The organism is Rothia santali, assembly GCF_024199905.1.
Classification (GTDB): domain Bacteria; phylum Actinomycetota; class Actinomycetes; order Actinomycetales; family Micrococcaceae; genus Rothia; species Rothia santali.
The window spans coordinates 1-24,982 of record NZ_JANAFB010000041.1 but is presented as its reverse complement, the minus strand read 5'-3'; the positions used below and the strand labels follow the sequence as shown (position 1 = coordinate 24,982).

At 72.9% G+C, this 24,982-nt stretch carries 23 protein-coding genes; 7 read left to right on the top strand and 16 right to left on the bottom strand.

The features are described from left to right. From NBM05_RS13055 to NBM05_RS13045, 3 genes are all read right to left on the bottom strand, one after another. Positions 1 to 884: metal ABC transporter permease (locus NBM05_RS13055; RefSeq protein WP_254168276.1), on the bottom strand; the 884-nt coding region annotated here is incomplete at its 3' end. A gap of 2 nt (positions 885 to 886) precedes the next feature. Continuing rightward, positions 887 to 1,756 carry a metal ABC transporter ATP-binding protein gene (locus NBM05_RS13050; RefSeq protein WP_254168274.1) on the bottom strand — a complete coding sequence of 290 codons (870 nt, stop codon included), beginning with the start codon at positions 1,754 to 1,756 and terminating at the stop codon, positions 887 to 889. Continuing rightward, positions 1,756 to 2,883, bottom strand: a complete 1,128-nt coding sequence (locus NBM05_RS13045; protein WP_254168271.1) for a metal ABC transporter substrate-binding protein — start codon at positions 2,881 to 2,883, stop codon at positions 1,756 to 1,758. Before NBM05_RS13045 ends, NBM05_RS13050 begins: the two co-directional genes overlap by 1 nt. A 279-nt stretch (positions 2,884 to 3,162) precedes the next feature. Here NBM05_RS13045 and NBM05_RS13040 point away from each other — a divergent pair, with 279 nt between their 5' ends. Continuing rightward, on the top strand, positions 3,163 to 3,630 hold the full coding sequence (locus NBM05_RS13040; protein ID WP_254168270.1) for a MarR family winged helix-turn-helix transcriptional regulator: 468 nt from the start codon (positions 3,163 to 3,165) through the stop codon (positions 3,628 to 3,630). Positions 3,631 to 3,774: 144 nt separating this feature from the next. Further along, entirely contained in the window at positions 3,775 to 6,087 is a 2,313-nt protein-coding gene (locus tag NBM05_RS13035) for an MMPL family transporter (RefSeq protein WP_254168260.1), read from the top strand. Here NBM05_RS13035 and NBM05_RS13030 read toward each other — a convergent pair. The 4 genes from NBM05_RS13030 to NBM05_RS13015 all read right to left on the bottom strand — a co-directional run bounded on the left by NBM05_RS13030 (position 6,080) and on the right by NBM05_RS13015 (position 9,904). Continuing rightward, the gene (locus NBM05_RS13030; RefSeq protein WP_254168258.1) at positions 6,080 to 6,370 is read right to left on the bottom strand and encodes a hypothetical protein; all 291 of its coding nucleotides are present in this window, start codon (positions 6,368 to 6,370) and stop codon (positions 6,080 to 6,082) included. The genes NBM05_RS13035 and NBM05_RS13030 overlap by 8 nt on opposite strands. Beyond that, complete coding sequence (locus NBM05_RS13025) at positions 6,367 to 6,513, bottom strand: hypothetical protein (protein WP_254168256.1); 147 nt, start codon at positions 6,511 to 6,513, stop codon at positions 6,367 to 6,369. The genes NBM05_RS13030 and NBM05_RS13025 overlap by 4 nt, the downstream gene beginning before the upstream one ends. A 498-nt stretch (positions 6,514 to 7,011) precedes the next feature. After that, complete coding sequence (locus NBM05_RS13020) at positions 7,012 to 8,286, bottom strand: hypothetical protein (protein ID WP_254168254.1); 1,275 nt, start codon at positions 8,284 to 8,286, stop codon at positions 7,012 to 7,014. A gap of 4 nt (positions 8,287 to 8,290) precedes the next feature. Next, complete coding sequence (locus NBM05_RS13015; RefSeq protein WP_254168251.1) at positions 8,291 to 9,904, bottom strand: FAD-dependent oxidoreductase; 1,614 nt, start codon at positions 9,902 to 9,904, stop codon at positions 8,291 to 8,293. Positions 9,905 to 10,118: 214 nt separating this feature from the next. On the opposite strand from NBM05_RS13015, the gene NBM05_RS13010 reads away from it, so the two are divergent. After that, complete coding sequence (locus NBM05_RS13010; protein ID WP_254168249.1) at positions 10,119 to 10,667, top strand: YceI family protein; 549 nt, start codon at positions 10,119 to 10,121, stop codon at positions 10,665 to 10,667. A 173-nt stretch (positions 10,668 to 10,840) separates the two neighbouring features. Next, positions 10,841 to 11,596, top strand: coding sequence for an MFS transporter (locus NBM05_RS13005; protein ID WP_254168247.1), 756 nt, complete (start codon positions 10,841 to 10,843; stop codon positions 11,594 to 11,596). Positions 11,597 to 11,720: 124 nt separating this feature from the next. Here the strand turns inward: NBM05_RS13005 and NBM05_RS13000 are convergent, their stop codons facing one another. Together NBM05_RS13000 and NBM05_RS12995 are read right to left on the bottom strand one after the other, a co-directional pair. Beyond that, positions 11,721 to 11,969 carry a hypothetical protein gene (locus NBM05_RS13000; protein WP_254168238.1) on the bottom strand — a complete coding sequence of 83 codons (249 nt, stop codon included), beginning with the start codon at positions 11,967 to 11,969 and terminating at the stop codon, positions 11,721 to 11,723. Continuing rightward, positions 11,960 to 12,649, bottom strand: coding sequence for a cell division protein CrgA (locus NBM05_RS12995; RefSeq protein WP_254168236.1), 690 nt, complete (start codon positions 12,647 to 12,649; stop codon positions 11,960 to 11,962). The genes NBM05_RS13000 and NBM05_RS12995 overlap by 10 nt, the downstream gene beginning before the upstream one ends. 172 nt (positions 12,650 to 12,821) lie before the next feature. Here NBM05_RS12995 and NBM05_RS12990 point away from each other — a divergent pair, with 172 nt between their 5' ends. From NBM05_RS12990 to NBM05_RS12980, 3 genes are read left to right on the top strand one after another with little or no spacing between them, the layout of a single operon-like run. Continuing rightward, positions 12,822 to 13,841: a class E sortase gene (locus tag NBM05_RS12990; RefSeq protein ID WP_254168228.1), complete on the top strand. Its 1,020-nt coding sequence runs from the start codon at positions 12,822 to 12,824 to the stop codon at positions 13,839 to 13,841. After that, a complete protein-coding gene (locus NBM05_RS12985) occupies positions 13,842 to 14,003 on the top strand; it encodes a hypothetical protein (RefSeq protein ID WP_254168226.1) in 162 nt (53 codons plus the stop codon). It abuts the gene before it with no gap. A 9-nt stretch (positions 14,004 to 14,012) separates the two neighbouring features. Further along, positions 14,013 to 14,651: an anthranilate synthase component II gene (locus NBM05_RS12980; protein WP_254168224.1), complete on the top strand. Its 639-nt coding sequence runs from the start codon at positions 14,013 to 14,015 to the stop codon at positions 14,649 to 14,651. Between the two features lie 181 nt (positions 14,652 to 14,832). On the opposite strand, the gene pknB is transcribed toward NBM05_RS12980, so the two are convergent. The 7 genes from pknB to NBM05_RS12945 form a co-directional block, all read right to left on the bottom strand. Continuing rightward, positions 14,833 to 17,076 (bottom strand): Stk1 family PASTA domain-containing Ser/Thr kinase, encoded by a 2,244-nt coding sequence (pknB, locus tag NBM05_RS12975; RefSeq protein WP_254168222.1) that lies wholly within the window; start codon positions 17,074 to 17,076, stop codon positions 14,833 to 14,835. Between the two features lie 9 nt (positions 17,077 to 17,085). After that, a complete protein-coding gene (locus NBM05_RS12970) occupies positions 17,086 to 19,059 on the bottom strand; it encodes a protein kinase domain-containing protein (RefSeq protein ID WP_254168220.1) in 1,974 nt (657 codons plus the stop codon). Then, a complete protein-coding gene (locus NBM05_RS12965; RefSeq protein ID WP_254168218.1) occupies positions 19,056 to 20,498 on the bottom strand; it encodes a peptidoglycan D,D-transpeptidase FtsI family protein in 1,443 nt (480 codons plus the stop codon). Before NBM05_RS12965 ends, NBM05_RS12970 begins: the two co-directional genes overlap by 4 nt. Further along, the gene (locus NBM05_RS12960; RefSeq protein WP_254168216.1) at positions 20,495 to 22,084 is read right to left on the bottom strand and encodes an FtsW/RodA/SpoVE family cell cycle protein; all 1,590 of its coding nucleotides are present in this window, start codon (positions 22,082 to 22,084) and stop codon (positions 20,495 to 20,497) included. Before NBM05_RS12960 ends, NBM05_RS12965 begins: the two co-directional genes overlap by 4 nt. After that, complete coding sequence (locus NBM05_RS12955) at positions 22,081 to 23,949, bottom strand: protein phosphatase 2C domain-containing protein (protein ID WP_254168214.1); 1,869 nt, start codon at positions 23,947 to 23,949, stop codon at positions 22,081 to 22,083. Before NBM05_RS12955 ends, NBM05_RS12960 begins: the two co-directional genes overlap by 4 nt. Before the next feature lie 4 nt (positions 23,950 to 23,953). Further along, the gene (locus tag NBM05_RS12950; protein ID WP_254168212.1) at positions 23,954 to 24,451 is read right to left on the bottom strand and encodes an FHA domain-containing protein FhaB/FipA; all 498 of its coding nucleotides are present in this window, start codon (positions 24,449 to 24,451) and stop codon (positions 23,954 to 23,956) included. Continuing rightward, positions 24,451 to 24,982 (bottom strand): FHA domain-containing protein (locus tag NBM05_RS12945; RefSeq protein ID WP_254168210.1); only part of this gene is annotated, 532 nt, incomplete at its 5' end. The genes NBM05_RS12945 and NBM05_RS12950, both read right to left, overlap by 1 nt.

Below are 24,982 nucleotides of genomic sequence, written 5' to 3'. Positions count from 1 at the left end.
TCACCGCGGCGCGGCCCACCGGTCCGGCGCAGCCCGCCCGGCCGCCGCGAGCCGGTCCTGCCCGCGCGGCGCCGTCCCAGGGTGAGCAGGTACACCGCCGTGAACCACGCCCCCTGGCACAGCACCACGGTCCCGCCCATCGAGGTGTCCAGGTAGTAGCTGAGGTACACGCCCAGCAGGGAGAACCCCACCGAGGAGGTCGCGGCGACCAGCAGCATGCGGTCGAAGCGGTCGGTCAGCAGGTGGGCGGTCGCGCCCGGGATGATGAGCATGGCCACCACCAGCACCACCCCCACCGCCTGGAGCGCGACGACGCAGGTCAGGGCCAGCGTCCCCAGCAGCACCGCGCCCAGCACCCGCGGGCTGATCCCGATGGTCTGCGCGTGGCCGGGGTCGAAGGCGTAGAGGGTCAGGTCCCGCCGCTTGTACAGCAGCACGCCGAGGCAGACCGCGCTGAGGATCAGCACCTGGACGAGGTCCGCCGTCGAGACCCCCAGCAGGTTCCCGAAGATGATGTGGTTGAGGTCCACCTGCGAGGGCGTCACCGAGATCAGCACCAGCCCCAGCGCGAAGAGCGTGGTGAACACGATCCCCGTGGAGGCGTCCTCCTTGACCTTGCTGGTGTGCTTGATGCCCCCGATCAGGCCGACCGCCAGGAACCCGAAGACCACCGCCCCGATCGCGAAGGGCACCCCCAGGATGTAGGAGAGCACGACGCCGGGCAGCACCGCGTGGGAGACCGCGTCGCCGATCAGCGACCACCCGGTCAGCACGAGCCAGCAGGAGAGTACGGCGCAGACCAGCGCGGCCGCGACCGTGGCCGCGAGCGCGCGGACCATGAACTCGTAGCCGAGGGGCTCGGCGAGGTATTCCAGGATCGGCATGTTCACTCCTCTTCGGTGCCGGCACCGGCGTCGGCGTCGTCGCCGAAGGCCAGGGCCAGGTGTTCGGGCTTGAGGACGTCCTCCGCGGTCCCGCGGTAGACGACGCGGCGGCGCAGCAGGATGGCCTCCTCGGCCAGCTCGGCGAGCGTGCCGATCTCGTGCACCGAGATCAGCACCGTGACGCCCTCGGCCGCGAGGCTCTTCAGCAGGTCGGCGATGGTCCGCGTCGAGACCCGGTCCACCCCGGCCAGCGGCTCGTCCAGTAGGAGCAGCCGGGCGCCCTGGGCGATCGAGCGGGCCAGGAAGGCCCGCTTCCGCTGCCCGCCGGAGAGCTGCCCGATCTGCCGGTGCGCGAACTCGGTCAGGCCGACCCGCTCCAGGGCAGCCGCGACCGCCTCGCGGTCCTGCCGGCGCGGGTGCCGCCCGGGGCCCATGTACCCGTAGCGGCCCATCATGACCACCTCGCGCACCGAGATGGGGAAGCCCCAGTCCACGGCCTCGCTCTGGGGCATGTACCCGACGAGGTTGCTCCGGCGGGCCCGGGCCGCGCTCATGCCGAGGACGCGGACCTCACCGGCGTCGGGCCGGATGAAGCCCGAGACCGCGTTGAACAGCGAGGACTTGCCCGATCCGTTCATGCCCAGCAGGGCCGTGACGCGGTGGGAGGTGAGGTCGAAGCTGACGTCGCGCAGCGCGGCGACCTCGCCGTAGGAGACGCTGAGGCCGCGGACCGAGAGGGCCGGGGCCTCCTCGGGTCGGCCGGCGCGCTCTCCGGCCGGGGCCTCCTCGGGCTGGCCGGGGCGCTCCCCGGCGGGGGTCGTCCCGGGAGGGAGGGGTTCGGCGTCGCGGTCCGTGCCGCGTCGCAGGCCCATCACGCGTCCCGTCCCGTCAGCGCGGCGGAGATGGTCTCGGCGTCGTGCCGGAGCAGGTCCAGGTAGGTGGGGACGGGGCCGTCCGCCTCGGAGAGCGAGTCCACGTAGAGGGTCCCGCCGTAGGCGGCGTTGGTGGAGGTCACGACCTGCTGCATCGACTGGTCGGAGACGGTCGACTCGCAGAACACGGCCGGGACGTCGTGCTCCTCGACGTAGTCGATCGCGGCGGTCATCTGCTGGGCGGTGCCCTGCTCATCGGAGTTCACGGGCCAGAGGTACCGCTCGGTCAGGCCGGCGTCGCGGGCGAGGTAGGAGAAGGCCCCCTCGCAGGTCAGCAGGACGCGCTGCCGCTCGGGCAGGCCGCTCAGCGAGGACTCGAGCTCCTCGCCGACGTCGCGCAGCCGCTCCTTGTAGTCCTCGGCGTGGGAGGCGTAGTCGTCCGCGTGCTCGGGGTCCAGGTCGGAGAAGGCCGCGGCGATGTTGTCCACGTAGACCTCCCCCGCCGCGGGGCTCATCCAGGCGTGGGGGTTGGGCTTGCCCTCGTAGGACCCGGCGGCGATGTCGATCGGCTCGACGCCCTCGGAGACCGTCACGTGCTCGGCGTCGGCGTTCTGGACGAACTGGCTGATCCAGGTCTCCAGGTTCATGCCGTTCTCCAGGACGAGGTCCGCGGCGGCGGCCTTCTTGACGTCGTCGGGGGTGGGCTCGTACTCGTGGATCTCCGCGCCCGGCTTGGTGATGGACTCGACCCGCAGGTGCCCGCCGGAGACGTTCTCGGCGATGTCCGCCAGGACGGTGAAGGTGGTGAGGACGACGGGGCGGTCGTCGTCGGCGGGGGCGGCGCTGGCGGCGGAGTCCGAGCCGGTGCCGCACGCGGCCAGGACCGGGAGCGTCAGGAGGGCGAGGGCGAGCAGCCCGGCCGCGCCGCGACGCGCCGTCCCCTCGTGTCTGGCCGCGCCGGTGTGCCCTGCCTGACGGGCCGGTCCGACGTCGGTGTGCTGCGCCTCGCGCCCCGGTCCGACGCCGGCCCGACGCCGCGTGCGCACGGTCCGGCCCCCGACGGGGCGGCCGAGCCCGGCGCCCCCCGGCCGCGGAGCACGGCCCCGCCCGAATCCCAACAGTCCCATGATCCTCCTGACGCGATGTCGCCTGACGTTCCCGCCGTGGGGCGGGACGACGCCACCGGCACCGTCCCGACATCGTGTGGATCTGCTGGAAGGATCGCGGGCGGCACCGGTGGCGCGTTGTCACCCAGCCTATTGTTCGCCCGGGCGAACTTTCAAGATCAGCCCATCCGAAGAGCATGGTGTGCGTCATATTCTCGCACGTCTCGTCCCGATTCCGGTTGCCCTGCGATTTTTAACTAGATAATCTAGCTAATACCGCAGCAAGAGAACGGGGGAGCCATGGCAGCCGCATCGCACGATCAGCGGGGCACGCCCGCCCGGGTCTTGGAGACCCTGGAGGCGATCCAGGGCCTGAGCGAGCGCATGGACCACATGCACGGCGAGCTCAAGGCCTCGATGGGCATGAACGCCACCGACATCGCGACCCTGCGGATGCTCATCATGCGCGAGCGCACGGGCGAGGCCGTGAGCCCGCGGGACATCTCCCGGCAGCTCAACATCTCCACCGCCTCGACCACGACGCTGCTCGACCGCCTGGTCGCCAGCGGCCACGTCGAGCGGATCCCGCACCCCGAGGACCGGCGCGCGCGCGTCATCGTGCTGACCGAGAAGGCGCGGGGCGAGTTCTTCGCCCACTTCGGCCACCGGCTCGCCGCGATGCGCGCCGTCGCGGCCGCCTACGACGACGCGGAGCTCGCGGTCGTCAACGACTTCCTCGCCCGCCTGGAGGCCTCCCTCCACGACTAGTCCGGGCGGGCCGGCTCGGCCGCCACCTCCGCCACCTCCGCCAATTTCACGGCTCCCGTCGGCTCTACCGCGGCCGTCACCGCCCCCCTCCCCCTGCCCGCCCCCCGCCCCCGCCCCGCCCCACCCACAGAACGGACCCACGCCATGCCCGCACAGCACCTCGACCGAGGCCGACGCCGGGTCCACTGGCTGCGGATCCTGATCCCCGCCCTGCTGGTCCTCGCCTGGTTCGGCGCGGCCGGCGTCGGCGGCCCCTACTTCGGCAAGATCTCCGAGGTCTCGAGCGAGGCCGCCACGGACCGGCTGCCCTCCTCCGCGGAGTCGACCCGGGTCACGGAGCTCAGCGCCGAGTTCTCGGAGTCCGACGCGATCCCCGCCATCCTGGTCTTCGAGCGCGACGGCGGCCTCGACCCGGCCGACGCCGGCTACGCGGCCGACCTCGCCCAGCGGCTTGCGGACGAGTCGCTGCTCCAGGGGCAGGCCTCGCCCCCGATCCCGTCCGAGGACGGGCAGGCGCTCCAGGTGGTCGCCCCGCTGTCCCCGGACGTCGAGAGCAGCGAGGCCGTGGACGCCATCCGGGCCGACCTCGCCGAGACCGCGCCCAAGGGCCTGGACGCCTACGTCACCGGCCCCGCGGGCTTCGTCGCGGACCTCGGCGAGGCGTTCGCCGGCATCGACGGGATCCTGCTCGGCGTCGCGCTCGCGGTCGTCTTCGTGATCCTGCTGATCGTCTACCGCTCGCCGCTCCTGCCGATCCTGGTGCTGCTGACCTCCACGGCCGCCCTCTCGGCGTCGATCTTGGTCATCTGGCACCTGGCCGACGCCGGCGTCCTGACCATCAACGGCCAGATCCAGGGGATCCTGTTCATCCTGGTCATCGGCGCCGCGACCGACTACTCGCTGCTGTACACGGCACGCTACCGGGAGGCGCTCGTGCGGCACCGCGACCGGTCGAAGGCCACGTGGGTCGCGCTGAAGGGGACGATCGAGCCGGTCGCCGCCTCCGGGGGAACCGTCATCGCGGGCCTGCTGTGCCTGCTCTTCTCCGAGCTCAAGACCAACGCGGCGCTGGGTCCGGTGGCGGGCACCGGCATCGTCTTCTCGATGCTCGCCGCCCTGACCTTCCTGCCGGCCCTGCTCTTCGTCTTCGGGCGGAGCGCGTTCTGGCCCTTCAGGCCGCGCTTCTCCGGGGCCGACGTCGCGGCGGACTCGAAGCTGTGGAGCCGGGTGGGCGCGTTCGTGGAGCGCTCGCCGCGCAAGATCTGGCTGACCAGCGCCGTCGTGCTGGGGATCCTGGCGGTGCTCGCGGTGCAGTTCCGGGCCGGGGGCGTCCAGCAGTCGGACCTCATCCTGGGGCCCTCCGACGCCCGCGACGGGCAGGAGGTCGTGGCCGCGCACTTCCCGGGAGGTGCCGGGACGCCCGCGCAGGTCGTCGCGCCGGAGGGGGAGCAGGACGACGTCGTGCGCGAGATCGAGGCCCTGCCGGGCGTCGCCTCCATCGCGGCGGTCTCCGCGGACTCGCCCTCGGGGTCGATCCCGGTGGGGGAGGCGGCCGCCTCGGCGGGCGCGGAGGCCGACGGCGGTCCCGGCTCGGGTGCCGTCCCCGGTGCGGGCGGCGCCCCGGCCTTCCCGGGCGCCGCGCCGACCGTCGTCGACGGCCGCGTGCTGCTGCAGGTCACCCTGGCGGACTCGCCGGACACGTCCGCCGCGCAGGAGACCGTCCAGCAGATGCGCACCGTCACCGACGACCTCGACGACGTCCTGGTGGGCGGCAGCACGGCCCAGGAGGTCGACACCCTGCAGTCCTCGATCCACGACCGGGCCCTGATCATCCCGGTCATCCTGGTGGTCATCACGCTGATCCTCATGCTGCTGCTGCGCTCGCTGCTCGCGCCGGTGCTGCTGGTGGCGACGACGCTGCTGTCCTACTTCTCGACCCTCGGCGTCGGCTCGCTGGTCTTCGAGCACGTGCTGGGCTTCCCCGACGCCGACCCCACGGTGCCGCTCTACGCCTTCGTCTTCCTGGTCGCGCTCGGGATCGACTACAACATCTTCCTGATGACCCGGGTGCGGGAGGAGTCGCTGCACCACGGGACCCACCGGGGCGTGCTGCGCGGGGTGATCCTCACCGGCGGCGTCATCACCTCGGCGGGCGTGGTCCTGGCCGCGACCTTCGCCGCCCTGGGCGTCATCCCGGTGATGTTCCTGGCGCAGATCGCCTTCCTGGTCGCCTTCGGCGTGCTGCTGGACGCGACCCTGGTCCGCGCCCTGCTGGTCCCGGCGCTGGTGTACGACGTCGGCGACGCCGTCTGGTGGCCCTCGAAGCTGCGGCACGGGCCGACCCGGCCGGACGGCTGGGCCGGTCGTCCCGGACGCGGGAGCCGACGCCGGGCCGGGGCGGTGGGCTCGGAGGATGGGGCGTCGTCGGCCCGGCACGCGTCACCGCGCGTCAGGTAGGCGGGTCGGTCGGCCCACCGGGCCCGCCGCGACGTCGTCGGCGCACCGCCAGCACGACCAGCACCGCGACGACGACCACGGCGCTCGCCGCCACCGTCACCAGGACCGCCTTCACCCATCCGAGGATGAGCCCGAGCAGGATGATCGCGAAGAGCGCCACCGTGCTCATGAGGCGCTCGGACGCGCCCGCCCTCCCGCCGCGGAGGATGCCGGTGAACTCCAGGGCCCTCCGGACCCGTGACCGCTCGGCGGGACCACCCGGTCCAGGCCGTTCCGCGCTCATCCGGCCCACCTCTCCCCGGCGGCACCACTGAACCGTCCGGCAACCGCCGTGAGGCGCCGGTGGGCCGCGGCGAGGCGGCCGACGTCCCGGAGTGAGCGGAAGTCGACGAGGCCGTCGAGGTTCTCCGCAATGCGCTGCGACATGCCCATAGTGTGGCACATGGGGTCGTCTCCCGGGCGGCGGGCGCGGAGGCATTCACCCCCTCGTGGATGATTGGTATGGTGAGGGTGTTCCCTTCGGGGCAGGCCCACCGGATGCGACCCGGTGAACCTGCCGTTGCCGACTGGGACTAGCGCCCGTCAAGAGCGCGTAGCAGGTCAGCAAGAGCCCAGATCACCGGCGCGAGTACTTTCAAGATTCCGCGCCAGATCTGGGCCTTCTGCTTTCCATCGTCGTCTCGCCGGTGGCGAGGTGCGTGACCCATCGGCCTGTCACCCCCTTCCCGGTTCCTACCCTCCACGACGCAGGATGATCGTTGATTCGGGGAGTAGTCGCCGCAGAGGTGACACGGGTAGGTTATCGGGCGGGGTGGGGCCGTCTCACCCCCCCGCTCTCTCGGGTCCGCACACCCGACGCCGCGAGGAGCGGCCTCGCCGAGGCCCGGCCCGGATCGCCGGGCCGGCGGGATCGCCGAGTCGGCGTCACGCCGCGTCGTCGGCGGCGCTCTCCACGGGTCTCCAGGTGAGGTCCTCGCCGTCGGCGTCCCGGCCCCATCGCTCGACGTCGTCCCCGCAGGAGGCCGCGTCGGTCAGCCAGATGGTCTCGTCCGGGTTCCACCCCGCGATGACGCTGGCCGCCGCGGCGTCGACGGCGATGGCGGTGCCCGCCGCGGCGAGGTAGGCCGCGGTGGTCAGGTGGACGGCGTCCCAGTGCTCGGCCACGCGGGACCAGTCGGGGACGACCCACCGGCCGTCGCGTCCCGTCGTGAGGTACCAATTGCACCGCTTCTCCGCGGTCATGGCGAGGGGGAACTCGCGGCAGAGGCGGGCCCACGCGCCCGGGCCGTCGATCTCGTAGAGACGGACCGGCCGGCTCGGGATGAGGGCCCGTACCTCCGCCCGGTGGCAGCCCCAGTCGTCCTCCACCGTGTACAGACCCGCGGGGGCGCCGTCGGACAGACGGCGGGTGGATCTGAGGCAGTGCCACGGTGGCGTCGAGGTCCAGTCGCCGCCTGGTGCCGCGGCGGGATCGCGGGGCGTCTCGCGGGCGGCCCGGGCCTCAGCGTCGACTTGGTCCGCGCGCCAGGCGAGGAGGGCCTCCCGGGCCGACCGCTGATCTGAGGCGTCCTCGTCCGGCCAGCGGACCACCGCCTGGCCCGCGGGAGACGCCGGGGCGGACCACGCCCGGATCAGGGGAGAGGTGGCGAGATGCTCGGCCACCCGCCTCAACCCCTCGCGGACGACGCCGGTCGCGGCCAGAGCGTCGGCGCCGTCGGGCTCCTGCCAGTACAGGGCGAAGGCGGCCGCGTCCGCTAGGGCGAACACCAGCGTCTCGTGGGACGCCTCGGTGAGGCGGAGGCCCGCGAGGCGGGCGGCGACCTCATCCGGCGTCGGAGCGGCCCAGCCCGGCGTCGGCCCAGCGAGGTGCCGCTCGTAGGACAGCCGGTCCCACGAGGCGTCGAACTCGCCGTACGGCCGAGCGCGGTCGCGGTCCGGATCCAGCGCGTGGGCCGCGCTCCACACCATCGACTGAAGCGAGGGCTCCTCGACGCCGGCCTGGCGCGGATCCAGCGCGGGGTGGTTCTCCCCGGCCGCGCTCCGGTCTGCCTCCTCCGGCTCGCCCCGGCCAGACTCGTCCACCCGGCCGGCCTCGTCCACCCGGACCGCGTACTCAAGCAGCAACCGGCGCCCGCGCGGTCCGGCCAGCAGATCCTCGGCCGAGACGCCCGCGTCGTCCCCCGGCCGCCCCCTGGGCACCGCCCTACTTCCCCAAGAACTCCGCCGCCGACTCCCCGGCGATGCGGCCCGAGTTGAAGGCGAAGGCCAGCGTCAGGCCGTCGATCTGCGGGTAGGTGCCGCCGTAGAACCCGGTGGTCTCGTTGCCGCCGGCGAAGACGCCGGGTACCGGGGCGCCGCGGGAGTCGAGCAGGCGCGCCCGCTCGTCGATCCGGATGCCGCCCAGGGTCCCGCGCACCGTGTTGACCACGCGCACCGCGTAGAACGGCCCGTCGGTCACCGCGTGGGACAGCACGGAGGCCGGGGTGAAGAACTCCCCGTCCTCGCCGGAGGCCACGGCCGCGTTGTAGGCCTCCACCGTCCGGGCGAACTCCTCGGCGTGGAAGCCCACGGCCCCCGCGAGCTCCTCCACGGAGGTGCCCATGTGCGCGTGCCCGAAGTCCACGGCCTCGCCCAGCGCCTCCACGATCTGCGGCTGCACCGGGGTGCCCTCGCTGCCCGCGGGCAGCGGCGCGCTGTGGTCCTCGGCCGGGGCGAGCGGCAGGCCCTCCTCGGCGAGAGCGGCCACCGTGGCCGAGTCCAGGATCATCCAGAACTGGCCGCCCTGCTCGTAGACCGCCGGGCCGCGCTGCCCGAAGCGGTAGGTGATGGACTCGTTGACGAAGCGCTTGCCCGCTCCGTTGACCCACAGCAGCGGGAGGTTGGCCAGGATCGCCAGGGCGCGGGAGGAGTAGCGCCCGGGGACGGTGAAGCTCGGGATGTCGAGGGTCCGCTCGGCGTCGGCGACGCCGCCCGCGGCCTCCGCGATGGCCCGGCCGGTGCCCACGGACTTGCGCTCGCCGGTGAAGTGCAGGGAGTCGGCGTCGATGGGGCCGAGGTCGCGCTGCACGAGCTCCTTGTTGCCCACGTACCCGCCGCTGCCGATCACCACCGCGCGCGTGGAGATGTCGACGAGGACCGGGCCGGTCTCCTCGTCGGAGGCCATGTCCTCGCTCGCGTCACGCGAGATGGCCGTGGCCACGGAGAGCGGCTTGCCGGCGTCGGTCTTCTCCGCGCGGACGCCCAGGATCTCGCCGTCGGGCCCGGTGACCAGCTCGGTGGCGGCGGTCTCGGTCAGCAGCGTGCCGCCCATCTCCTGGAACGCCTTGAGCATCTTCTTGAAGCCGCCGAACTTGGAGACGTAGTTGTGGTACGTCCGGGCCGTGCGGTGGGCGGTGAGGATCCCGGCGTCGGGGGAGGCGGGGCCCGCCTCGGTGTTGGGGCGCTCCGCCAGCGTCGTCTTCAGCCCGTACCCGGCCAGCCAGGAGACCGTGTCCCCGGAGCGGCCGACGACGGCGCGCACCAGCTTCTCGTTGCAGCGGTGCCGGTTGTACTCGGTGATCGCCAGGAACGCGTCGCGGGCGGAGAAGGTCTCGCCCGCCTCCCGCTGCGCCTCCGACTCGTAGGCGGCGAAGCCGGTGGCCCCGAACATCGCGGCGCCGCCCGGGCGGTTGCCCTTCTCCAGCAGGACGACGCCGACGCCGCGCTCGGCGGCCGCCAGCGCCGCGGCGATCCCGGTGCCGCCGGCTCCGATGACGAGCAGGTCGGCGTCGTAGTGCTCGGCGTCGGTGCGGGGCTCGAACGCGGGTGCGGTAGTCACATGTCCTCCATCGGTTAGGTCCACCTCACAGGGTAGAGGGAAAATCCGCCGCGAGACAGGTGGGACCGCGGGGCGGAAGGGGCCGCTTCACCGAACGCAAGATTCTGTCATCTGCTTCATCCGCCGAGGAAGTGATGCACTGAACGTTGTCTTGTAAATGGTTTACTTGTAAAGTTCCTATCGACAGAACACCTCACACACCAAGGAGCACGCCATGACCACCCTCGACGGACTCGTCCCCGGCGCCTGGACCTTCGACCCCGCCCACTCCGAGATCGGCTTCTCCGTCCGCCACGCGGGCATCTCGACCGTGCGCGGGACGTTCCACGAGGCCGTCGCCTCGCTGGAGGTCGGCGAGGACGTCGACGACTCGTCGGTCTCCGCGACCATCCAGGCCGCCTCGATCGACACCGGCCAGGAGGCCCGCGACGGCCACGTGAAGTCCGCTGACTTCTTCGACGTCGAGGCCTACCCCGAGCTGACCTTCGCCTCCACGGCCTTCCGCGTCGAGGACGACGAGGTCAGCATCGACGGCGAGCTCACCATCCGCGACCAGACCCGTCCCGTGACGCTGAAGGGCGAGTTCGGCGGCGTCGCGGTGGACGCCTTCGGCCAGACCCGGGCGGGCTTCTCGGTCGCCGCCTCGATCTCCCGCAAGGAGTTCGGGATCACCTGGAACGCCGCGCTCGAGGCCGGCGGGGTGCTGGTCTCGGACAAGGTGAAGATCAGCCTCGACGTCGCCTTCCTCGCCCCCGCGGCGTAGGGCGGCGCGCGCCACGCGAGGGCCCCGGGCGAACGCCCGGGGCCCTCGTGCGCGTGCGGCGGTAAGGTGACAACGAGACCCCGGTGCCCCCGGCTTCGGCCTCGGCGGCGGCTGCGGAGACGCCGCCTCGTGGCGTTCCGGGAGCCGACGCCTACCGCAAGGGAGACGGACCCGTGAGCACCCTCAAGGAATGGAGCTCGGAGCATCGCGACTGGGTGGAGCGCTTCGTGCTCGACCTCCGCTCGGCGAACGTGCCCGAGCGGGAGATCGGCGAGGAGCTCGCCGACGCCCACGCCCGCTGTGAGCAGACCGGCGGCCTGCCCGAGGAGGTCCTCGGGCACCCGGACGACTACGCCGAGGTCATCGGCTACCCGGTCCACCACGCCGGTGCGGAGCAGCGCGGCATCCTCTCCTGGGTCAGCCCGGTCGCGATCCAGGCCATCGTGGCGCTCGTGGGGACCTACGCGCTGCGGGCGTGGATCGAGGGGACGGACCTCACGCTGAACCTTGGCACGCTGATCTGCTGGCTGGTCATGGCGATCATGATCTCCGGGCTGGGCGCGCTCGTCGCCTGGAGCGGGCGCAGGGTCTACAGCATCTGGCTGCTGATCGTCACCTACGTCGTCGCGCTGGGGGCCGGGATCGCCGGGGCCCTGCTCTCCCGGACGGACCTCCCGGTCGTGGCCGCGGGGACGCCGATGCCGCTGGCCGTCACCTGCGCGGCCATCATCGTGCTCATCGCGGTCACCAGCACCGTCCGCGAGGTCCGCGGCGGGTTCAAGGGGCTCGACCCGGTGGAGATCGAGGAGGGGGTCTCGGCCTCGGGCGAGCGGCGGGCCCGGCCCGTCCGCAAGCTGGTCCTCGTGGTCTTCTGGGTCGTGCCGGCCTACCTCGCCCTGGACGCCTGGCTCACGGTGTCCGCGGCCTGAGCGGACGGGGCCGGCCCGTCAGGAGAAGCGACCGAGCCTGGTTCGTCAGGAGAAGCGACCGAGCCTGGTTCGTCAGGAGAAGCGGCCGGGCCCGGCCCGTCAGAGAGTGGCCGAGCCTGGCCCGTCAGGAGAAGTACTGGTACAGGAAGTAGCCCACCGGGATCAGGACCAGCAGGAGCAGGGCCCAGCGCCGCAGGCGTGTCTCGGTGCGGGCGGCGCGGATGTCCGGGCGGGATCGGGGGTCCTCCGGCTCGCCCGACGGCGTCGGCGATCCTCCGCGCCCGCCGGCGGCCGGGGCGGGGTCCAAGCCGTCGCGCGGGCCCTCCTCCGGGGCTCCGGCGGCGTCGCGCTCCTCGGCGGGCACTACTTCCACCTGGTCGTCATGATCAGGCCGGCCATCATCAGGCCGATGCCGATGCCGATGTTCCCGTAGCCGATCTGGGGGATCGGGAAGGCGCTCTGGGTGATGTACCAGACGATGATCCACAGCAGGCCCAGGATCATGAGGCCCAGCATGAGCGCCTTGTACCACGTGGGGGTGACCGAGCGGTCGCCGATGCCGGCCGTCATCTCGTCCGCCACGCGCTGCAGGCGCTGCTCGTGGATCTCGTCCTCGATGGTCATGCGCGAGGACCCCGAGGACTCCTCCTCGGCCTCCGCGGCGGGAGCGAACCGTCCCGACTTGGCGGGATTGCCCGAGCGGCGCGAGGAGCGCTCGGAGCGGGCGGGGGCCGCCTCCTCGCCCTCGGCGGGAGCGGAGCCGCCCCGACCGGGCTTCCCGGAGCCGGCGGAGCCCTTCTCCTGGGCGGGGGCCTCGTCCCCGGGGGCGACGCCGTCGTCGGCGGGCCCCTTCCCTGCGGTCTCCTGCTCGACGGCCTCCTGCTCGTCGGTGACCACCGCGACGTCCTCCGCGTCCTCGGCGGACAGGGGCGCCGGGGCCGCGTCCTTGCTCCAGTTGGAGAGGCGGAAGCGGCGCTTCTCGGGGGTCTCCGACCCGTCGCCCACCAGCTCCTCGGGGTGCACCTCGGGCTGCTGCCTCTTTCTCTTGGCCATGTGAGTTCCTCCTGAGCGGCTCAGACCCGCGGTCGCGGGCGCCGCGCGCGGTACAGTACGAGCGGGCGGACCCCTCGGTCCGGATCCATCCACCGTCCGAGTGTAGTCAATCGCCCTGGGAGTTTCCGCCCCGTCGTCACCCGGGGCCCTGTGCCCGCGAAGGAGGGTCGCGATGAGGAGCCGACGCCGGCCCGACGCCGCCCGTCCCGTGCAGCGGGGCGCGCGCACCCCGCTGGGGTGGACGGCCCTGGTCACGGGCGAGCTGCTGCTGACCCTCGGCGTCGTCGTCATCCTCTTCGTCGCGTGGCAGCTGTGGTGGACCAACGTCGAGGCCGACACGACGCACGCCCGCGCCGTCGAGCGGATGAGCCGCGAGTACGGCTGCGCCCCCGGCGGGCCGCCCACCGAGGAGCGCCCGCCCGCCGAGGCGCCCGCCGCCGGTCCGGAGTCGGCCGCCGTCGGGCCCGGGGTGCCCGCGGCTGGCCCCGGGGCTCCTGCCGCCGGCCCCGGGGACGCGGACTGGGCGCCGGCTCCGGGAGGGAGCGCTGAGCGTCCCGTTCCGGAGGAGGGGGAGGACCTCGGTGTCGTCTACATCCCCCGGCTCGGGGCCGACTACGAGCGGCCGCTCATCCAGGGCACCGGCGCGGAGGTCCTGGACACCCTGGGCCTCGGCCACTACGTCTCCACCGCGCTGCCCGGCGAGGTGGGCAACGCCGCGATCGCGGGCCACCGGCAGACCCACGGGAAGGTGCTGGATCGGATCGACGAGCTGCGCGCCGGGGACCGCGTCGAGGTCTGCACGGCCGGCGTCTACTACTCCTACGCCGTCACCGAGACCCGGATCGTGGCGCCGTCCGAGACCGGCGTGCTCGCCCCCGTCCCCGGCGCGCCCGGGGAGGAGCCGACGGCGCGGATGCTGACCCTGACCAGCTGCCACCCGCGCTTCGGGGACACCGAGCGCTACGTCGTCCACGCCGAGCTCGAGTCCTGGCGGCCCCTGACCGGGCCGGACGCCGCGGACCCGGCCCCGGATGGTGAGGATCCGGCCCCGGACCGTGCGGATCCGGCTCCGGACGGTGAGGATCCGGCCCCGGACCGTGCGGATCCGGCTCCGGACGGTGAGGATCCGGCCGCCCCGGTCTCGGGTCCGGAGGCGCCGGAGCCCTTCCCGACGACGCCGGAGGAGTCCTGAATGTACGCCCTGCTGTTCCGCCTGCTCCCCGGCCCCCTGTGGCTGCGCGTCGTCCTCGCGGTATTCTTGATCATCGCGGTCCTGTTCCTCCTGGTGCAGTTCGTCTTCCCCTGGCTGGACGAGCACAGTCCGCTGACCCCCGACGTGACGATCGACGACTAAGGAGCGCTCATGACCGTCAAGATCCTCGTGGTGGACAACTACGACAGCTTCGTCTTCACCCTGGTCGGCTACGTCGAGCAGTTCGGCGCCGAGACCACGGTCATCCGCAACGACGCCCTGAGCGCCGAGGACGCCCGCGAGCTCGCCCGCCAGCACGACGGCGTGCTCCTCTCGCCCGGCCCCGGCGCCCCGGCCGACGCCGGCGTCTGCCTGGACCTCATCCGCTGGGCCGTCGAGGAGTCCCGGCCGCTGTTCGGCGTCTGCCTGGGCCACCAGGCGATCGCCGAGGCCTTCGGCGGGACCGTCGGCCACTCGCCGGAGCTCATGCACGGCAAGACCTCGGAGCTGACCCACGGCGGGACGAGCGCGTTCTCCGGCGTGCGCAACCCGTTCACCGCGACCCGCTACCACTCGCTGGCGATCGCCGAGGGCACCCTCCCGGACGTCCTCGAGACCACGGCGACCACCGAGTCGGGCATCATCATGGGCGTCCGGCACCGCACGGCCCCGATCCACGGCGTGCAGTTCCACCCGGAGTCGGTGCTGACCCAGGACGGCTACCTGATGGTCGGGAACTGGCTGGAGATGGTCGGGCTCAAGGGCGCCTCGGGTCGCGGGCGGGGCATGTCGCCGCTCATCAGCTCCTAGACCCGCCCGTCCGCCTCCGGTGGGGCGTCCTGCGGGGGCGCGTCCGGCCGGAAGCGCCGGCCGGACGCGCCGGTAGGATGATGCGGCCTCGCGATGGGCTTCGGCCCCGCGACGGGATGCGGTCCCGCGATGGGCCCGGCCCCGCGACGGAGCCACAGCCCTGCGACGGGCTCCGGCCCCGTCAGTCGTCCGAGCTCGCCGAGGGGGAGGATCCCGAGCGGGAGGGGCTCGGCGTCGCGCTCCGGCTGGGGCTCGGCGAGGCGGAGCTCGAGGGGGCCGGGCTCGAGGAGGGCGACGGCGCGGGCGAGGAGGTCGCGCGCGGGCTCTCGGCCACCGTCATCGTCACCGTGGAGCCCTGGGCGATGGACGAGCCGGGCGCGGCCGACTGGCGCAGCACCGTCCCGGGCTGCTCGTCGCCCGAGGGCTCCGAGACGATCTGCGTGGTCAGCTGCGTGTCCTCGGCCGTGAGCGCGGCGATCGCCGCGTCCCGGTCCATGCCGGTGATGTCCGGGACGGTCACCTTCCCGGTGGAGAGCACCAGGTTGACGGTCTCGCCGCTGCCCACCGGCTCGCCCAGCCCGGGCTCGGTGCCCACGACCAGCCCGGCCTGGACGGTCGGGCTGTTCACGGTGGTGACGGTGCCCGGGACCAGGCCCAGGTCCGTCAGCTGGGACCTCACGTACGCCTCGGACTGCCCGGCGAGGTTCTCCGGCAGCGTCACGCTGGAGGGACCCTCCGAGACCACCAGCGTCACCGAGCTGCCCTCCTCGAGCTCCTGGCCCGAGCCGGGGTCGGTGCGGATGGTCTGGCCCGCGGCGACGTCGTCGGAGAACTCCTCCTGCAGCGAGACCCGGAAGCCCTCGTTGCGCAGCGACTGCTCGGCCTCCTGCTGCGAGAGGCTCTGGACCTGCGGCACGGCGGCGTAGACGGGCTTGTTCAGCTCGTACTGGTAGTACATCCACGCCCCGGCGGTCGCGGCGACCAGCAGGAAGATCACGGTGCCGAGGATCGCGAAGGTCCACGCGGTGCGCCGGCGACGGCGGGCCGCCAGCGCCACGTGGCGCTCGCTCGCGTAGAGCTCGGCCTCGTCGTACTCGTCCTGCGCGGAGGGGAAGAAGCCGGCGACGTCGGCGTCCTCGCGCTCCGGGGCGCGGCGGGCCGAGGGGTCGTAGTCCTCGTAGGTGAGCGCGCGCGTCGAGCCGGTCTCGGGCGGTGCGACGGCGGGGTGCGGGACGGTCTCGGCTGGCCCGGTGTCGGGATGACCAGCCTCGGAATGCCCGGCCTCGGAATGCTCGGCGTCCTGGGCGCGCGACGCGGTGACGGCGTCGTCGGCGCGGACCGCCTCGGTCGGCTGGGTGGGCCGGTCCGCCGGGGCGACCGCGGCCATGCCGGCGGGCAGCGTGGCCGGTCCGGCGGAGACGATGGCGGGCCCCGCGGGGGAGACGGGGGCGGAGATGCCCCGCAGGGCGTTGGCCAGGGCGCCGCTGAATTCGCCGGCCGTCTGGAAGCGGCTGTGCCGGTCCTTCTGGAGGGCGCGCAGCACCACCGAGTCCAGGGCGGGGGAGATCCCCTCCCGCCAGCGGCTCGGCGGCTCGGGCTGCTCGCGCAGGTGCTGCTCCGCGACCTCGACGCTGGTGGCGCTGTCGAACGGCGGGCGCCCGGCCAGGAGCTGGTAGAGCACGCACCCGGCCGCGTAGAGGTCCGAGCGGGCGTCCACGGTCTCGCCGCGGGCCTGCTCGGGAGGGATGTAGCGGGCGGTGCCCATGACGGTCTGGGCCTCGGTGAGCGGCGTCGCGGTCTCGGTCAGGGCGCGGGCGATGCCGAAGTCCATGACCTTGACCAGCGGGCCGGCCTCGGTGTCCTCGTCCTCCTCGCGGTCCAGGACCATGACGTTGGCGGGCTTGATGTCCCGGTGGATGACGCCGTGCTCGTGGCTGTACTCCAGCGCGTCGAGCAGGCCCTCGGCGTAGGCGGCGGCCCGCTCCACGGGCAGCTCGCCCTCGGCCAGCACCTGCTTCAGGGTGCGGCCGGTCAGCAGCTCCATGACGATGAAGGGGACCAGGTCCGCCCGCGGGACCGTGGGCAGCGGGCGGGTGCGGTCGTCGTCGGGGGCCTCGAGGACGCCGAGCGGCATAGTGGCGCCACCGTCGTCCTCGCCCGCCGCCTCGTCCACCGGGGCGAACGTGCCGGTGTCGTAGACCGCGACGATCGAGGGGTGGTTCAGCGAGGCGACCGCCTCGGCCTCACGCTGGAAGCGGGCGCGGAACACGGGGTTCTGAGCGTGCTCGGGGCGCAGGACCTTGACGGCGACGCCGCGGCCCAGCCGCGTGTCCCTGGCCGAGTAGACGGTCGCCATCCCGCCCGAGCCGATCGGCTCGCCGAGTTCGTACCGGTGCTCCAGGACCCGGGGAATCCTCTGGTTCATCGCGCGGTGCTACCCGTCGGTGCCCGTCTGGGCCGAGCCCTCGGCCTCGGGGGCGCCGCCTGCCTGGGGGGCCCCGCCGGCCTGCTGGTCGGCGGGCGCGCCCTGGGACCCGGCCTCGGTGGGGCCGGTCTGGAGGGTGCCGGTGCCACCGGCCGCACCGGCGTCGTCCGAGCCCGCGGGGTCCGCGGCCGCGCCGGTGGACCCGCCGCCCGTGGTGGGCGCGGCGGACCGGCTCGCGGAGGGTGCGGGCGCCGAGGCGCTGGGGGTGGGCGAGGCCGAGGAGGTCGAGGCGCTCGGGGAGGGCGAGGCGGAGCCGCCGCCGGTGGAGACGTAGACGTCCACGCTGGAGCCGACCGCGACGCTGGAGCCCGAGTCCGGCGAGGTGCGCACGACCTGGCCGGCCGGATACTCGCTCGATGACTGCTCGTGGCTGGTCACGTTGACGCCGAGCCGGGTGATCTCGGGGATCACCTCGTCCGCGTCGCGCCCGACCATGGAGGTGGGCAGCGTCACCATCTCCGGACCGGTCGAGTAGGAGACGGTCACCTGCGAGCCGGCCGCGAGCTCTCCCGTGGGGGAGACGTCCAGCACCGTGTTCTCGTCCTGCTCGGAGTCCTCCCCCTCGGAGCTGACCCGCAGCCCCAGGCCGGAGAGCTCGGAGACCACCGCGTCCAGGGGGCGCCCCTGGTAGTCGGCGGGGTCGATCGAGACGGTCTGCCCGGACTCGCTGGCCGAGGCGCTGGCCGACGCCGAGGCGCTCGGGGACGCCGAGGTCACCGTGCCGGGCGCGGTGGCGTCGTCGCCGGAGCCGATCGCGTCGGAGGCCACGATCCACCAGATGCCGCCGCCGATGGCCAGCAGCAGCACGATCAGCGGCACGATCCAGCGCCAGGCGCCGCCCTTGCGCTTTCCGCCGTCCTCGCCGTCCGGGGCGTAGTCGCCCTTGTACTTCAGGGAGCGCGGCTCGTCCAGGGCGGGCAGCGTGGAGGTCGTGGGCTGGGACTGGCCGGCCGCGGTCGCTCCGGAGCCGAAGCTCCGGGTGGCGGCGGCCTGCTCGCCGATCGTCTCGGTCGCGGCCGTCATGGCCTGCGTCGCGTCCGCGTCCGAGGCGCTGATCGGCAGGTAGGTGGACAGCCCCGGGACGGCCTTGACGGCGGCCTTGAGGTCGTTGCGGCGCATCGCGTCGATGGCCGAGGCCAGCGTCGTCGCGTTGGCGGGCCGCTGCGCCGGGTCCTTGGAGAGCAGGCACATGATCATGGCCTGCGCGGGGACCGGCACGGTCTTGGGCAGGGGCGGCGGCGGGTCGTTGACCTGCGCCAGCGCGATCGCGATCTGCGACTCGCCGGTGAACGGCCGCTTGCCTGCGAGGCACTCGTAGCCGATCACGCCGAGCGAGTACAGGTCCGACGACGCCGTGGCGGTCTGCCCCGTGGCCTGCTCGGGCGCGAGGTACTGGGCGGTGCCCATGACCTGGCCGGTCGCGGTCAGCGGCACCTGGTCCGCGAGCCGGGCGATGCCGAAGTCGGTGACCTTCACCCGGTTGTCCGGGGTGATCATGATGTTGCCGGGCTTGACGTCGCGGTGGACCAGGCCCTGGGCGTGCGCGGCGGCCAGCGCCCGGGCGGTCTGGGCGATGATGTTCAGCGTCCGGTCCGGCGGCAGGACCTTCTCCCGCTCGATGATGTTGGACAGCGGCTCGCCGGGGACCAGCTCCATGACCAGGTAGGCCGAGCCGTCCTCCTCGCCGTAGTCGAACACGTTGGCGACGCCGGGGTGGTTCAGCAGCGCCGTGTGGCGCGCCTCGGCGCGGAAGCGCTCCAGGAAGCCCGGGTCGCCCGTGTACTCCTCCTTGAGGATCTTGACGGCGACGACGCGGCCCAGGACCTTGTCCTTGGCCTTCCAGACCTCGCCCATGCCGCCGACGGCGATGCGCTCGGTCAGCCCGTAGCGACCACCGAGGGTCGTGGATGATGAGGGCCTCACTTGTTCAACACCGCCTCAAAAATCTGCCGGGCTCCGGGGCTCGTCAGCTGAGCACCGGTGGCCGCATCTACATCTTCATAGACAATAGCAACTGCGACTTGGGGGTCGTCCGCGGGGGCGAACCCGGTGAACCAGGCATCGTTCAGTCCGCTGGAGCCGATCTCCGCGGTGCCCGTCTTGCCGGCCACCTTGGTCCCGCTCACGGCCGCGCCCGAGGCGATGCCGTTGTCCACGTCGTTGACCATCCAGTCCTTGACCTGGTTCGCCACGTCCTCGCTCGTCGAGCGCCGGGCCTGTTCGGCCGAGAACTCGTAGAGCGTGTTGAGGCTGTTCGAGCGCACCGTCCGCACCAGGTTCGGCTTCATCTGCACGCCGTCGTTGGCGATGGCGGACGACATCATGGCCACCTGCAGGGGGGTGGTCCGGACGTCGTACTGCCCGATCGAGGCCAGAGCCAGCTGGGACTGGTTCATGTCCTGGGGGAAGGTCGAGGGGGTGACCGACAGCGGGATGCCCATGTCCTGGCCGTAGCCGAAGTTGGTAGCTGTCTCTGAGATCTTATCCTGTCCGAGGTCCATCGCGATCTGTGCGAAGGGGGTGTTGCAGGACTGTGCGAGCGCCCACTCGATCGTGGCCGTGCTCTGGGACTGGCAGTTGCCCTGGACGTAGTTCGGGAGGGTCACGTTGGTGCCCGGGAGCGGCAGGTCCTGGGGGTTCTCGAGCGTGGAGTCCGCGTCGTACTTCCCGGACTCGAGGGCCGCCACGGCGTCGATGATCTTGAAGGTCGAGCCGGGGGAGTAGAGGTCCCCCGCGATGGCCCGGTTGGACAGCGGCCGGGCCGGGTCCGAGTTCAGCTGCGAGTAGGCCTCGATCACCGAGGTCGAGTCGTGGGAGGCCAGCGCGTTGGCGTCGTACGAGGGGCTCGAGGCCATCGCCAGCACCTCGCCGGTCTTCGGGTCCATCGCCACGATGGAGCCCTGGTGGCCCTCGAGCAGGTCGGTGGCCAGCTGCTGCAGCTCGCCGTCGAGGGTCAGCTCGACCGAGGCGCCGTGGGACTCGCCGCCGGAGAAGATCTGGGCGATCCTGTCGTAGAACTGCGCGTCGGAGTCCCCGGAGAGCTCGGCGTTCATGGCCTGCTCCAGCCCGGTGGCCCCGTAGACCATCGAGAAGTAGCCGGTCAGGGCCGCGTACTGCTCGGACTGGGCGTACTGGCGCTGGTAGTTGAAGCCGTCGTTGGAGGCCTCCGAGTAGGCGATCTCGGTGCCGTCGACCAGGATCGAGCCGCGCGCGGAGCCGTACTTGTCGTAGAGCTGCCGGCTGTTCCACGGGTTCTCGTCCAGCGCGTCGGCGCGGAAGAACTGCACGTAGGTCAGCGACCCCAGGAGCAGGACGAACACCCCCGCGGCGGCCAGCCAGGTGCGTCTGATGGCTTGGTTCACGGGCGACCTCCTGCGGACGTCGGGGAAGTGTCGGATGCATCGGGGGCCTCGGGCGCGCCGCGGCGGGAGGGCGCCTCGCGGCGGGTCGAGCCGAGCCGCGAGATCGCGGCGGTGGCCCCCGGGTCGTCGGTCGCCGGGAGGGACGACGGCGTCGGGGCGTGCCCGGTCCCGGACCCCTCCTCGGGCTCCTCGTCCCCGACGACGCGGGGCGAGCGGGCCGAGTGCGAGATGGCCAGCAGCAGCCCCACGATCACCCAGTTGGCCAGCAGCGAGGAGCCGCCGGCCGACATGAACGGGGTGGTCAGGCCGGTCAGCGGGATCAGCCGCGTCACACCGCCGACCACCACGAACAGCTGCAGCACGAGCACGGCCGACAGCCCCGCCCCCAGCAGCTTGCCGAAGGCGTCCGGCGTGCCGAGCGCCGCCCGCAGCCCGCGGGAGATCAGGACCAGGAAGAGCATGAGCAGCGCGCCGAGGCCCAGCAGGCCCAGCTCCTCGCCGAGCGAGGTGATGATCATGTCCGAGTTGGAGAAGGCCACGAGGTCCGGCCGGCCGGCGCCCAGGCCGCGGCCGAACAGCCCGCCCGAGGCGAGGCCGAACAGGCCCTGCACGATCTGCCCCGAGCCGCCGAACTCCTGGTTGTACACCTCGGGCTCGAAGGCGCCGAGCCAGGAGTCGATGCGCAGCGTCACGTGGCTCATGGTGCTGTAGGCGAAGACCCCGCCCACCACAACCAGGAGCAGCCCGATCACGACCCACGTGAGGTTGTTGGTGGCCAGGTAGATCATGGCCAGGAACAGGCCGAAGAAGAGGATCGCCGAGCCGAGGTCCCGCTGCAGCACGAGCACGCCGATGCTCACCAGCCAGGCCACGAACATCGGGGCGAAGTCCCGGAAGCGCGGCAGGCGGATCCGCCCGATCCGCTTGCCCGCGAGCAGGATGAGGTCCCGGTTGGCGGAGAGGTAGCCGGCGAAGAAGACGGCCAGCGTGATCTTGGCGACCTCACCGGGCTGGAACGTGCGCCCGCCCAGGGAGATCCAGATCCGGGCGCCGTTGATCTCGGTCCCGAGCCCCGGGGTCAGGGGCAGCAGGAGCAGGAGGATCGACGCCGCCAGGCTGATGTAGGTGATCCGGCGCAGCACGCGGTGGTCCTTGAGGAACCACACGCACGCCGCGCACGCGATCATGGCGACGGCGGTCCAGGCGGTCTGCGAGGGCGCCACGGCGTTGTTGGTGGTCAGGTCGATCCGGTAGATCATGGCCAGCCCGACGCCGTTCAGGGCCACCGCGGCGGGCAGGATGAACGGGTCGGCGTAGCGCGCCTTCAGGTGCAGGATCACGTGGATGATCAGCGACCCGACGATCAGGGAGGCGCCGGCCATGACGATCCGTGAGTCGAGCTCGGCGGCGAGCTCCACGTCCACCATGCACATCGCGCCGATGCCGATCACCCAGGCGATGACCAGCAGGAACAGCTCGATCAGGCGGCGCGAGCGGGGGACCTGGGCCGGCTCGGGGGAGGCCTGCGGCGAGTGCTCGGACTCGGCGGCCGGGCGGGTGGAGTGGTCGCGGGTCGTCGGCGTCATGAGCCGTCACCTCCCGGGGTGGTCGGGGGCGCCTCGGAGACCGTCCCCTCGGGGACCGGCTCGGCGGAGGGCCCGCCCGCGGCGCCGAGGCTCAGGTCGGAGACGATCCGCTGGGCGTCGTCGAGCGAGGAGGCGGTGATCCCGTTGTCCACTCGGGCCTGGGAGAACTCGGGCAGGTCCGAGACGTGGGTGTCGGTGCGCTCCTCGACGCTGCTGAGGTGCACCGGTCCCACGGACTGGTTCACCCCGCGGTAGACGGCCACGTACCCCTCGCTCTCCCCGACGTAGTACTGGGTGTTGATCCAGGCCAGCGAGGCCCACGCGACGCCGGCCAGCAGGACCGCGATGAAGGCCCAGATGAACAGCGTCAGGCCGATCCGCTGCTTGCGCTGGGGCTCCTCGAGCTCCTCGAGCAGCTCCTCGGGCAGCTCGCCGTCCTCGCCGACCGTGACCTTGGTGGTCTCGGTCATCGTGGCGCGGCGCTGCAGGGTCGAATCGGTGACCGTGGGGATGGCCCCGGTGTGGGTCGCCGCCTCGGCGGCCCCGACCACCAGGTGGGGGCGGGCGTCGAGCTCGTTGCGCAGCACCGCGGCGGAGCTCTGCTCCTGGTCCTCGGCGTCCTCCAGGTCGATGCCGGAGCGCTGGGTCATGGCGTTGAGCACGCCGTCGGAGAACGAGTCGCCGCGCCAGGCGCCGCGGTGGATGACGTGGCGGACCGTGTCCTCCTCGTCGCGGGGGAGGCGGCGGCGCCAGGGGGCGACGCGGCGCGGGGTCGCGGATCCGGAGACGTCGTCCGGGCGGGGGGCGGGGCCGGGCGTGGCGGCATCGGGCTCGGCGTCGGAACGCGGGTCGGCGGTGAGGCTCGGACCGGCGGCGGGACCAGGGCCGGCGGGGAGGGGCGTCGCGAACCGGGGCGGCGTCGTCCGTCCCGGCATGGTCGCCGTTCCTGGCCGCGGCGGCGTTGCCGGGCCCGGAGCTGGCCGTCCGGAGCCGCCGGCGGCGTGCGAGCCGGCGGGCGTGCCGCCCGAGGCCGACGGCGCGGCGGGCTGCGGGCGGGTGTCGGCCCAGGGCTCGACGCCGTCCCGGCCGGCGGCCGCCGCGACCGCGGTGAGCTTGCTGGTGGGCGTGGCCAGGACGTCGGCCTCGGCGGCGATCTCCACCACGGCGACGGTCACGTTGTCCGGCGCGCCGCGGTCGAGGGTCAGGTCCACCAGGGTCTCGCAGATCTCCTGGAGGTCCGTCGTCGACTTCAGGACGGCCTCGATGGTGCGGTTGTCCACGACGCCGGGCAGGCCGTCGGAGCACAGCAGCCAGCGGTCGCCGACGCGGGCGTCCACGCGCCTGAGCTCCAGCTCGGGGGAGGCGTCGGTGTCGCCCAGCACGCGCATGATGACGTTCTTGTGGGGGTGGGACTCGGCGTCCTCGGGACGGATCCGGCCCTCCTCCACGAGGCGCTGCACGAAGGTGTGGTCGGTGCTCATCTGCTCGAAGTCCTCCCCGCGCAGCCGGTAGGCGCGGGAGTCGCCGATGTGGGCGAGCTCGAGCTCGTCGCCGTCCACGAGCAGGGCTGTGCAGGTGGTCCCCATCCCGGCCAGGAGCGGGTTGAGGCGGACCAGCTGGTTGAGGATGATGTTGGCGGTCTGGATCTCGTCGGCCAGATAGGTCCCGGCGGTGCCCTCGTAGCCGGGCCGGTCCAGCGGCGTGAGGTCCAGGACGGTGGAGGCCGAGGCGACGTTGCCCCCCACGTGCCCGCCCATGCCGTCGGCGACCACGGCGAGATAGCGACCCGTGTACGCCGAGTCGTCGTTCTTGCTGCGCACTCGCCCGGTGTCCGAGCGGGCCGCGTAGCGGAAGGCAATGCTCATCGACTCAGGCCCTCAGCTCCATGACGGTGCGGCCGATGCTGAACGCCGCGCCGGGCTCCACGAGGGTCGCGCGGGTGAGGCGCTCCCCGCGGACGAAGGTGCCGTTGGTCGAGCCGAGGTCCTCGAGGAACCAGCGCGAGCCCTGGGGGAAGAGCCGGGCGTGGTGCCCGGAGCAGTAGTCGTCGTGGAGGGGGAGGGTGCAGTCGGGGGCGCGGCCCAGGAGCACCGGGGTGTCGCTGAGACGGATGGTGGTGCCCGCCTCCGGGCCCTCGACGATGGCGAGCTGGCCGGGCAGGCGCGGGGCGCTCGGCGCCTGCTTCTGCTGACCGGCGGCGGCCCCCGAGGAGGCGCCCCGCTTGCCCCGGCCCGGCAGGGAGTTGAAGCGCAGGATCTGGTTGATCCCCAGGTCGCGTCGCATCGCGGCGAGGATCACGAACACGAAGACCCACAGCAGCGCCAGGAAGCCGAAGCGCAGCAGCGTCACCGTCAGTTCAGAGGCCATCAGCTGCTACTCCTCGGGGCCAGAAGGCGGAAAGTGATCTTGGTGCGCCCCATTGTAATGACAGAACCGTCCACCAGCTCGCGCCGGCCGTTCAGGCGCGTCCCGTCCACGGTGGATCCGTTGGTCGAGCCGAGGTCCACCGCGAGGTAGACGCCGTCCTGGTTGAGGATCTCCAGGTGGCGCCGGGAGACGCCGGTGTCCTCGACCGTGATGTCGGCCTCCGAGGAGCGGCCCAGCACGATCGAGGAGGCCTGCAGGGAGAACCGCTGGCCGTTGATGTCCAGGACGGGGCGGAGGTCCGCGGCCGGCTCGGCGCGGGCCCCGGAGCCGGGGCGGGCGCGCGGGGTCGTGAGGCGGGAGGGGGCGGGGGGGAGCGGGGGGAGGGTGGGTGCTCCCAGGCCGGGGACGCGGCCCTCGCCGAAGCCGGGGTAGAACGTGATCCCGCCGATCGGCGACCACGCCTGAGTGAGCACGCCGTGCCGGGCATTGGCCTCCTGTACGTCGGGCTGCTGGAAGTAGGGGTGCAGTTCG

Bases quoted from the DNA above. Each gene is read 5' to 3' on its own strand.
- NBM05_RS13050 (WP_254168274.1), bottom strand. From the start codon at position 1,756: ATGGGCCTGCGACGCGGCACGGACCGCGACGCCGAACCCCTCCCTCCC.
- NBM05_RS13045 (WP_254168271.1), bottom strand. From the start codon at position 2,883: ATGGGACTGTTGGGATTCGGGCGGGGCCGTGCTCCGCGGCCGGGGGGC.
- NBM05_RS13040 (WP_254168270.1), top strand. From the start codon at position 3,163: ATGGCAGCCGCATCGCACGATCAGCGGGGCACGCCCGCCCGGGTCTTG.
- NBM05_RS13035 (WP_254168260.1), top strand. From the start codon at position 3,775: ATGCCCGCACAGCACCTCGACCGAGGCCGACGCCGGGTCCACTGGCTG.
- NBM05_RS13030 (WP_254168258.1), bottom strand. From the start codon at position 6,370: ATGAGCGCGGAACGGCCTGGACCGGGTGGTCCCGCCGAGCGGTCACGG.
- NBM05_RS13025 (WP_254168256.1), bottom strand. From the start codon at position 6,513: ATGTCGCAGCGCATTGCGGAGAACCTCGACGGCCTCGTCGACTTCCGC.
- NBM05_RS13010 (WP_254168249.1), top strand. From the start codon at position 10,119: ATGACCACCCTCGACGGACTCGTCCCCGGCGCCTGGACCTTCGACCCC.
- NBM05_RS12995 (WP_254168236.1), bottom strand. From the start codon at position 12,649: ATGGCCAAGAGAAAGAGGCAGCAGCCCGAGGTGCACCCCGAGGAGCTG.
- NBM05_RS12990 (WP_254168228.1), top strand. From the start codon at position 12,822: ATGAGGAGCCGACGCCGGCCCGACGCCGCCCGTCCCGTGCAGCGGGGC.
- NBM05_RS12985 (WP_254168226.1), top strand. From the start codon at position 13,842: ATGTACGCCCTGCTGTTCCGCCTGCTCCCCGGCCCCCTGTGGCTGCGC.
- NBM05_RS12980 (WP_254168224.1), top strand. From the start codon at position 14,013: ATGACCGTCAAGATCCTCGTGGTGGACAACTACGACAGCTTCGTCTTC.
- pknB (WP_254168222.1), bottom strand. From the start codon at position 17,076: ATGAACCAGAGGATTCCCCGGGTCCTGGAGCACCGGTACGAACTCGGC.
- NBM05_RS12960 (WP_254168216.1), bottom strand. From the start codon at position 22,084: ATGACGCCGACGACCCGCGACCACTCCACCCGCCCGGCCGCCGAGTCC.
- NBM05_RS12955 (WP_254168214.1), bottom strand. From the start codon at position 23,949: ATGAGCATTGCCTTCCGCTACGCGGCCCGCTCGGACACCGGGCGAGTG.
- NBM05_RS12950 (WP_254168212.1), bottom strand. From the start codon at position 24,451: ATGGCCTCTGAACTGACGGTGACGCTGCTGCGCTTCGGCTTCCTGGCG.